Annotated in this window: 9 protein-coding genes and 1 pseudogene; 6 read left to right on the top strand and 4 right to left on the bottom strand. The window is 61.7% G+C overall.

What is annotated here, in order from left to right:
• The 4 genes from RMO18_RS05975 to RMO18_RS05960 form a co-directional block, all read right to left on the bottom strand.
• On the bottom strand, positions 1–1,063 hold a 1,063-nt coding region (locus RMO18_RS05975; RefSeq protein ID WP_309664561.1), incomplete at its 3' end, for an NADP-dependent isocitrate dehydrogenase.
• A gap of 102 nt (positions 1,064–1,165) precedes the next feature.
• A complete protein-coding gene (locus RMO18_RS05970; protein WP_309664560.1) occupies positions 1,166–1,753 on the bottom strand; it encodes an HD domain-containing protein in 588 nt (195 codons plus the stop codon).
• Positions 1,750–2,013, bottom strand: a complete 264-nt coding sequence (locus RMO18_RS05965; RefSeq protein ID WP_309664559.1) for a hypothetical protein — start codon at positions 2,011–2,013, stop codon at positions 1,750–1,752. The genes RMO18_RS05970 and RMO18_RS05965 overlap by 4 nt, the downstream gene beginning before the upstream one ends.
• 1 nt (position 2,014) lies before the next feature.
• The gene (locus tag RMO18_RS05960; RefSeq protein WP_309664558.1) at positions 2,015–2,674 is read right to left on the bottom strand and encodes an alpha/beta hydrolase; all 660 of its coding nucleotides are present in this window, start codon (positions 2,672–2,674) and stop codon (positions 2,015–2,017) included.
• A 172-nt stretch (positions 2,675–2,846) separates the two neighbouring features.
• Between RMO18_RS05960 and RMO18_RS05955 the strand changes: the two genes are divergently transcribed.
• The 6 genes and pseudogenes from RMO18_RS05955 to RMO18_RS05930 all read left to right on the top strand — a co-directional run.
• The gene (locus tag RMO18_RS05955; protein ID WP_309664557.1) at positions 2,847–3,308 is read left to right on the top strand and encodes an Rrf2 family transcriptional regulator; all 462 of its coding nucleotides are present in this window, start codon (positions 2,847–2,849) and stop codon (positions 3,306–3,308) included.
• On the top strand, positions 3,305–4,348 hold the full coding sequence (locus tag RMO18_RS05950; protein WP_309664556.1) for a cysteine desulfurase family protein: 1,044 nt from the start codon (positions 3,305–3,307) through the stop codon (positions 4,346–4,348). The genes RMO18_RS05955 and RMO18_RS05950 overlap by 4 nt, the downstream gene beginning before the upstream one ends.
• Before the next feature lie 17 nt (positions 4,349–4,365).
• Positions 4,366–5,886 carry a Fe-S cluster assembly protein SufB gene (gene sufB, locus RMO18_RS05945; protein WP_309664555.1) on the top strand — a complete coding sequence of 507 codons (1,521 nt, stop codon included), beginning with the start codon at positions 4,366–4,368 and terminating at the stop codon, positions 5,884–5,886.
• Positions 5,887–5,948: 62 nt separating this feature from the next.
• On the top strand, positions 5,949–6,530 hold the full coding sequence (locus tag RMO18_RS05940; RefSeq protein WP_309664554.1) for a hypothetical protein: 582 nt from the start codon (positions 5,949–5,951) through the stop codon (positions 6,528–6,530).
• A 69-nt stretch (positions 6,531–6,599) separates the two neighbouring features.
• Complete coding sequence (gene sufC, locus RMO18_RS05935; protein WP_309664553.1) at positions 6,600–7,355, top strand: Fe-S cluster assembly ATPase SufC; 756 nt, start codon at positions 6,600–6,602, stop codon at positions 7,353–7,355.
• Positions 7,355–8,013, top strand: a pseudogene (locus tag RMO18_RS05930) (Fe-S cluster assembly protein SufD); the annotation flags it as partial. The gene sufC and the pseudogene RMO18_RS05930, both read left to right, overlap by 1 nt.

The following is an 8,013-nucleotide window of genomic DNA, read 5'->3' as shown; positions in this document are numbered from 1 at the left end:
CGGCGAATCTGGCGAGGGCAGCATTTTCATCCAGCTTGGCGCGGTGCTTGAGGCCCCCGGTCCAGGCGTAGATCGAGGCGACAGAGTTCGTGCTGGTCGCCTTGCCCTTTTGATGTTCGCGGTAGTGGCGGGTGACGGTGCCGTGTGCGGCCTCGGCCTCCACGATCTTGCCATCGGGGGTCATCAGAACGCTTGTCATCATCCCAAGGCTGCCAAAGCCTTGTGCCACAAGGTCGGACTGCACGTCACCATCATAGTTCTTGCAAGCCCAGACATAGCCGCCCGACCATTTCATCGAAGACGCCACCATATCGTCGATCAGGCGGTGTTCGTAGGTGATGCCTTTTTTCTTGTATTCGGCCTCGAACTCCTCTTCGAAAACCTTGGCGAACAGGTCTTTGAAGCGGCCATCGTAAGCCTTGAGAATGGTGTTCTTGGTGGACAGATACACCGGCCAGCCGAGGTTGAGGCCGTAGTTCAGTGAGGCGCGGGCAAAGTCGATGATGCTGTCATCAAGGTTGTACATGCCCATGTAGACGCCCGAGGACGGCGCGGAATAGACGTCCTTTTCGATCACGGTGCCGTCGTTGCCGACGAACTTCATCGTCAGCTTCCCCGCGCCGGGAAAGCGGAAGTCGGTGGCGCGGTACTGGTCGCCAAAGGCGTGGCGGCCGATCACGATGGGCCGGGTCCAGCCGGGCACCAGGCGCGGCACGTTCTTGCAGATGATCGGCTGGCGGAAGATCACCCCGCCAAGGATGTTGCGGATGGTGCCGTTCGGCGATTTCCACATCTGCTTCAGGCCGAATTCCTCGACCCGCTGCTCATCCGGCGTGATGGTGGCGCATTTGACGCCGACGCCGTATTTCTTGATCGCCTCGGCGCTGTCGATGGTGATCTGATCGTTGGTACGGTCACGTTCCTCGATGCCGAGGTCATAGTATTTCAAGTCGATGTCGAGGTAGGGCAGGATCAGTTTCTGCTTGATGAAATCCCAGATGATCCGGGTCATCTCGTCGCCATCAAGCTCGACGACGGGGTTGGCTACCTTGATCTTCGACATGGGGCACTCCGGGTGTGGGATTCGTTTGGGGAGGGTGTAGCGGAAATCAGGGTCAAAGGGAAGTGCGGTATGCCGTGGTATACCGCATTTGACATGAATATGTCAGGCGCTGAAAAAGGTGGCGCTGCGGGCTTTGACCCAGGCCCACAAGTCGGGCGCGCCCCGGGCGATCTTGCTGCCGACGCGGGCCTGCAACTGGTCTGCGGTGACGGAATAGGTGATCCAGGTGCCGCCGCCGGACTGCAGGTTGGCCATCACGGGCTGCACCCTGTCCAGCGATTTGGCAAAGATGGCGTCTGGGGTCCCAGCCGCTTCGAATTCTTCCCATAGGGTGCGAAGATCGGCGCGCAAGTCATTGGGAAGAAATCCGAATATACGGTCTGCAGCGCGGGCTTCGGCGGCTTGTGTCTCAGCACTGGCATGGGCGTGGCCGTTGGCGGAATGGATCGGCACGTCGCCGACGTCGATTTCCACGAGGTCATGGATCAGGAGCATCCGGATCACCCGGTTGATATCCACCCCCGGTGCGGCGTGATCGGCCAGCACGAGGGCGTAGAGCGCCAGATGCCAGGAATGCTCGCCCGAGTTCTCGGGCCGGGAGCCGTCACAGAGGGTGGTAGCGCGCAACACCGATTTCAGCCGGTCCGCCTCGTTCAGGAAGGCGAACTGCGCTTCCAGCCGGTCGGTCAATGCCCGGCGCCGGAATCAGGCGGCGCGTCGGGAAGGGCGGCACCCTCGCGCTTGGCCTTGAGTGCCTTTTCCAGAAACTCGCGGCCCCTTCGTTCGGCAAGGCGCACGCGGATCGAGGTGATGTAGGCCTCCTGGAAGGTGGGCGAGGCGGCCAGCAGAACGCGGCTGACCTTTTCGTAAAACCGGTCGTCGTCCAGTTCAATCTCAGACTTCAGAACATCATCGGCCAGCTTGTCGGCCAATTCCTGAATATATGACATCTCAGCGCGTGACCTCCGTCATCCGTTTGCGCACGTAATCCGACACGGTCTGGATCATCGGCTTCATATGCGCCTCTTCGTCCTTGAAGAAGTGATCGGCGCCTTCGATCTGGGTGTGAGTGACGGTGATGCCCTTCTGCTCGTGCAGCTTGTTCACCAGATTGATGGTGTCTTTCGGCGGGGCCACCTTGTCAGCCGTCCCGTTGATGACCAGACCCGAAGACGGGCAGGGGGCGAGGAAGGAAAAGTCATAAAGGTTCGCCGGAGGGGCGACCGAGATGAAGCCGGTGATTTCCGGGCGCCGCATCAGCAGCTGCATCCCGATCCAGGCGCCAAAGCCGAAGCCCGCGACCCAGCAATGCTTGGCATTCTGGTTCATCGATTGCAGGTAATCGAGCGCGGAGGCGGCATCCGACAGCTCGCCGATGCCCTGGTCATATTCGCCCTGGCTGCGCCCCACGCCGCGGAAGTTGAACCGCAACACGGTGAAGCCGAGGTTGTAGAACGCGTAATGCAGGTTGTAGACAACCTTGTTGTTCATCGTGCCGCCGTAAGCGGGATGCGGATGCAACACGATGGCAATCGGTGCGTCGCGTTCCTTTTGCGGATGATAGCGGCCTTCCAGACGTCCGTCCGGACCGGCAAAAATAACCTCGGGCATGGGCCTCTTCTCAAGTTGGAGCGCGCGATTTCTTGACGCTTTCGCTCGACTAAACTAGAACAATTCTAAAGACGGCATTTGCCGCCCACTGGGTCGGGTTGAGGTAATGCCCACGACGGCCCACGTCAATCGGATTGCGGCAACAGTCTGCAGCAACAGTCATGGAGACGCGATGAAACTGTCGACCAAAGGGCGTTATGCGATGGTTGCGCTGGCTGATCTGGCCATTACCAAGGGGGATGACCTGGTGTCTCTGGCCGAAATTTCCAAGCGGCAGGATATTTCTTTGCCCTATCTGGAGCAGCTTTTCGTCAAGTTGCGCCGTGCCGGGCTGGTCGAGGCGGTACGGGGGCCGGGCGGCGGGTACAAGCTGGCCAAGACCCCTGACGAGATCCGCATCAGCGAGGTGATGCAGGCGGTCGAGGAAACGGTGGACGCAATGCACACCGGGGCGGGGGCCAGTGGCGGGGTGTCGGGTAGCCGGGCGCAGTCGCTGACCAACAGGTTGTGGGAAAGCCTTTCGGCCAACGTGTATGTGTTTCTGCATCAGGCGCGGTTGTCGGATGTGGTGAACAACGCGCTGGTGCCTTGCCCCGCAGTGCCAATCCTGTTCCGCGTGGTGGACGAGGAATGACACGGCTCTATCTGGACTGGAACGCCACTGCACCGTTGCGGCCCGAGGCGCGGGCCGCGATGATTGCGGCGATGGATCTGGTGGGTAACCCGTCTTCGGTGCATGCCGAGGGGCGGGCGGCCAAGTCGTTGATTGAACAGGCACGGGTCGAGATTTCGGCAGCCCTTGGGGCGGACGGGGCCGATATCGTCTTTACCAGCGGCGCCACCGAGGCCGCAGCACTGGCCTGCGCCGGGCGGGGTCTGCACTGCGCCGAGGTGGAGCATGAGGCTGTCAGTGCCTGGTGCGACGCTGATCTTCCGGTGGATGCGATGGGGCAGGTCGAGGTCTCTGCACCACGCAAATCGGCGCTGCAACTGGCCAATTCGGAAACCGGCGTGCTGCAGGACATTCCCGAAGGGCTTGCCGTTTGCGACATGACGCAAGCTTTTGGCAAGGTGCCGCTGGCGTTCAACTGGCTTGGGGCCGATATGGGCCTGATTTCAGCCCACAAGCTGGGCGGGCCGAAGGGGATTGGCGCACTGATCATCAAGCGCGGCATGGACGTGGCACCGCAGTTGCGCGGTGGCGGGCAGGAGATGGGGCGCCGGGCCGGTACCGAGAACCTGATCGGCATCGCGGGGTTTGCCGCCGCCGCCAGCGCCGCTGGGCGCGATCTGGCCGACGGGGTGTGGGACCGGGTGGCGCAACTTAGAAATATTCTAGAACGGGCATTGTCCGCATCTGCAAATGAGACTATTTCTGTCGGGAATGGAACCGGGCGGCTGCCGAACACATTGTGCCTGATGGCACCGGGCTGGAAGGGCGAGACTCAGGTGATGGCGATGGACCTTGCGGGGTTTGCGGTATCGGCGGGGTCGGCCTGTTCCAGCGGCAAGGTGCGCGCCAGTCGCGTGCTGCGAGCGATGGGTTACGATGAGGGACTGGCTGGGCAGGCAATCCGCGTGTCGATCGGGCCCGGGGTGACAGAAGATGACGTGCTGCGGTTCGCTGATGTGTGGACCAAAGCCTACGCCAAGGCCCGCGCGCGGGCTGCATGAATGAAGGAGACGGGCCGATGACAGTTCTGGATGTCAACTTGGACACCGAGGTTCGCGATGGCGTGGACCGTGAGACCGTCGAAGCCGTGCAGGCGATGGCCGGCAAGTACAAGTACGGCTGGGAAACCGAAATCGAGATGGATTTCGCGCCGAAGGGCCTGTCGGAAGACATCGTCCGCCTGATCTCGGAAAAGAATGGCGAGCCGGACTGGTTGCTGGACTGGCGGCTGGTGGCATACCAGCGCTGGTTGAAGATGGAAGAGCCAACCTGGGCGATGGTCCACTATCCCAAGATCGACTACCAGGACCAGTTTTACTACGCCAAACCGAAAAGCATGGCGGTAAAGCCGAAGTCGCTGGATGAGGTGGACCCAAAGCTGCTGGCGACCTATGCCAAGCTTGGGATTCCGCTGAAGGAACAAATGCTTCTGGCCGGTGTTGAAGGCTCTGATGAACCCCGCCGGGTGGCCGTGGATGCGGTGTTTGACAGCGTTTCGCTGGGTACCACGTTCAAGGCGGAACTGGCCAAGGCCGGGGTGATCTTCTGCTCCATCTCCGAGGCGGTGAAGGAGCATCCGGACCTGGTGAAGCAATATCTGGGTTCGGTGGTGCCGCAATCGGACAACTTCTTTGCGACGCTGAATTCGGCGGTGTTTTCGGATGGATCGTTCGTCTACATCCCCAAGGGCGTGCGCTGCCCGATGGAACTGTCGACCTATTTCCGGATCAATGCCGAGAATACCGGCCAGTTCGAGCGCACGCTGATCATTGCCGATGAAGGGTCTTACGTCAGCTACCTTGAGGGCTGCACGGCGCCGAAGCGCGACACGCACCAGTTGCATGCTGCGGTGGTTGAACTGGTGATCATGAAGGATGCCGAGATCAAGTATTCCACCGTCCAGAACTGGTATCCGGGCGACGAGGAAGGCCGCGGCGGCATCTACAACTTTGTGACCAAGCGCGCCGATTGCCGGGGTGATCGGGCCAAAGTGATGTGGACGCAGGTGGAAACCGGATCGGCGATCACCTGGAAGTATCCGTCCTGCATCTTGCGGGGGGATGACAGTCAAGGCGAGTTCTATTCGATCGCCATCGCCAACAACGCCCAGCAGGCCGACACCGGCACCAAGATGATCCATCTGGGCAAGCGGACGAAATCGCGCATCGTTTCCAAGGGGATATCTGCGGGCCGGGCGCAGAACACGTATCGGGGGCTGGTCAGCATGCACCCCAAAGCCACTGACAGCCGCAACTACACCCAATGCGACAGCCTGCTGATCGGCGACAAATGCGGCGCGCATACGGTGCCGTATATCGAGGTGAAGAACAACTCGAGCCGCGTGGAACATGAGGCGACGACATCGAAGGTCGATGAGGATCAGCTGTTCTATTGCCGGTCGCGCGGGATGGACGAGGAGGAGGCGGTGGCGCTGGTGGTAAACGGGTTCTGCAAGGACGTGCTGCAGGCGCTGCCAATGGAATTCGCCATGGAAGCGCAAAGCCTGGTCGCGATCAGCCTTGAAGGCTCGGTGGGCTGAGGCCTGTGGGGATGGTCAAAGTGGCAACGCCAACAAATAGCGCGCCAACGCAGACGGAAGGCGTGACCGGCGCAGACGAATTTGTGCTGACATTCCCCGCGGACGAGGCCGGGTTGGTGCGGCAGCATTATGCGGCCGCGGCGTCTATCCTCGAATACGGCAGTGGCGGGTCGACGGTTCTGGCCGCCGAACTGGGCAAGCCGGTGTTCAGCGTGGAAAGCGATGCTGCCTGGGCGGAGCGGTTGCGCCATCACCTTGTCGATATCTCTGGCACAGCGGTCATTCACCATGTCGATATCGGCCTGACCAAGGATTGGGGCTATCCGATCAATTCTCAGGCCTATCGCGCCTTTCACCGCTATGCGCTTTCGGTCTGGGACCGGCCCGATTTCATCCACCCCGACGTGGTGCTGATCGATGGACGGTTCCGGGCTGCCTGCTTTGCGGCCACGATGATGCGCTGCACGCGCCCGGTGACGGTGCTGTTTGATGACTACACCGCCCGGCGCTATTATCACCGCGTCGAGGCGCTTGTGGCGCGGGACGAGACGGTGGGCCGTCTTGCCCGGTTCACCGTGGTGCCGCGCCAGATCCCGCCGGAAATGCTGACCGAAGTGATCGGGTGGTTCTCTGACCCCCGATAACCCTATCAACCGCTTGCGCGCCGGCCCTTGGCCATGGTGCAACCGCCCGCCTCTTTGAAGGAAAATGGAATGCTCGAAATCAAGAACCTGCACGTCAAGCTGCATGACGAAGACAAGGTCATCCTGCGCGGCGTTGATCTGACGATCGGGTCTGGCGAAGTGCACGCGATCATGGGGCCGAACGGATCGGGGAAATCCACGCTGTCCTATGTGTTGGCGGGCCGCGACGGGTATGAGGTCACGGACGGGTCGGCCAAGCTCAACGGTGCCGAACTGCTGGAGATGGAGCCGGAAGACCGCGCCGCCGCCGGGTTGTTCCTGGCGTTCCAGTACCCGGTGGAAATTCCGGGTGTCGGCAACATGACCTTTCTGCGCACCGCCGTGAACGCCCAGCGAAAGGCGCGCAATGAGGACGAACTGAGCGCCGGCGATTTCCTGAAGCTTGTGCGCGCCAAGGCCAAGACCCTGCAGATCGACGCCGAGATGCTGAAGCGCCCGGTCAACGTGGGCTTTTCCGGCGGCGAGAAAAAGCGCAACGAAATCTTGCAGATGGCGATGCTAGAGCCGAAGATGTGCATCCTGGACGAAACCGACAGCGGGCTGGACGTTGACGCGATGAAGCTGGTCGCCGAAGGGGTGAACGCGCTGCGCGATGCGGGCCGGTCGTTCCTGGTCATCACCCATTACCAGCGCCTGCTGGACCATATCAAACCGGACGTGGTGCATATCATGGCGGCGGGCCGGATCATCAAGACCGGCGGGCCGGAACTGGCGCTGGAGGTTGAAAACAACGGCTATGCCGACATCCTGGGCGAGGTGGTCTGATGGCGCTGGCGCAAATCAGGCAAGATGCGCTGGCGACCCGGATTGCCGGTCTTGGCTTTGCGGGCGGCGGTTGGCTGGGGGCTGCCCGCGCCGATGCACTGGCGCGGCTGTCGGCCATGGGTCTGCCGACAAAGCGCGATGAATACTGGCGCTATACTGATCCCGCGACGCTGATTGCGGCTGAAGCAGCCCTGGCACCGCGCTTTGATGCGGGCGACGAACCGGCGGCTTTCGATGGCATCGATACGGTGCGGCTGGTGTTCGTGGACGGGGTGTTTGATGCCGCAGCGTCCGATGATCCGGCCCTTGCCGGGGTCGAGATCGAACAACTGTCCGCCGCAGGCGCGCATGACATTCACTGGGCGCGCGATGTGTACGGCGTGCTGGAGGCGCGGGGACAAACCCCGGTGCCGCGCCCGCTGGCAGCGATGGCTTCGGCCTTTGCCAGCGACGGGGTGCTGATCCGTGCCAGGGCGCGTGCGGCAAAGCCCGTGTCGCTGATCTATCATCATCTGGCGGACCGGTCGGATGCGATCATGCACCACTGCATCAAGCTGGAGCCGGGTGCCGAACTGACGGTGCTGGAAAGCGGCCCCGCCGCCGCCCGCTTTACCCAAGTGATGGAAGTCGAGATCGGCGAAGGTGCGCGGTTTCACCA

The organism is Tabrizicola sp., from assembly GCF_031377265.1.
In the GTDB taxonomy this organism is placed as follows: domain Bacteria; phylum Pseudomonadota; class Alphaproteobacteria; order Rhodobacterales; family Rhodobacteraceae; genus JAUYQR01.
This window is presented reverse-complemented; position numbering and strand designations above follow the sequence as displayed.